The 635-nt window shown below is 43.1% G+C and carries 1 protein-coding gene; it reads left to right on the top strand.

Going from position 1 to position 635, the window contains the following annotated elements; all coding sequences use genetic code 11:
• On the top strand, positions 1–635 hold a 635-nt coding region (locus D1841_RS18085), incomplete at both ends, for a hypothetical protein (protein WP_166554373.1).

Genomic DNA, 635 nt, shown 5'->3' with positions numbered 1-635 from the left:
CCTGCCTTATGGTACTTATGAAATCAAGGAAATACAGGCTGATAAGAACGGTTACGTTTTGGAAACCTTTAACCGTACAGTAAGTGAAGACGGTCAGCTGATTTCCGTAGATGTAAATAATAAGGCGAAGACCAACAAGATTAAGGTTGTAAAAACTAATAGCGAGACCGGAAAGACTGTAAGATGGGACGCTGATAGAACCGCTTTCAGAATCCGCTATAAAGGAAATCCTGATTTAGCTGATCCAACAGAAGCAGAAAACTATAACCGTTATCTGCCAAACGGCGCAAGCTACGCAGATGCCAATAAGAACTATGTCTTCTATGCTAACAAGAACGGCGAAATCGTGCTGCCATATGAAATCGAATACGGCATTTACGAAATCGAAGAATTGGTAGTACCGGAAGGATATTATGTTGGCAGCTACGGAGAAGATGGCAAGGGAACAGTAGCAGATATGGGCGCTGTTGACGGAAAAGGAAATACCGTAACGCCGCCAAAATCCTTTGCAGAAACCGTGCAGATTACTGACAAAGATGGAAATCCTGTTAAGTACGAAGGCGACAATAAGGCAACATATAACACCTATCGCTTTAGCGTAACCGAGCAGGATGCTCATATGGAAGGCGAAGACT

This window comes from Neglectibacter sp. X4, assembly GCF_009917365.1.
Lineage (GTDB): Bacteria > Bacillota > Clostridia > Oscillospirales > Acutalibacteraceae > Acutalibacter.
Note: the sequence above shows the minus strand (reverse complement) of the source record. Positions and strands in the feature narration are given on the sequence as shown.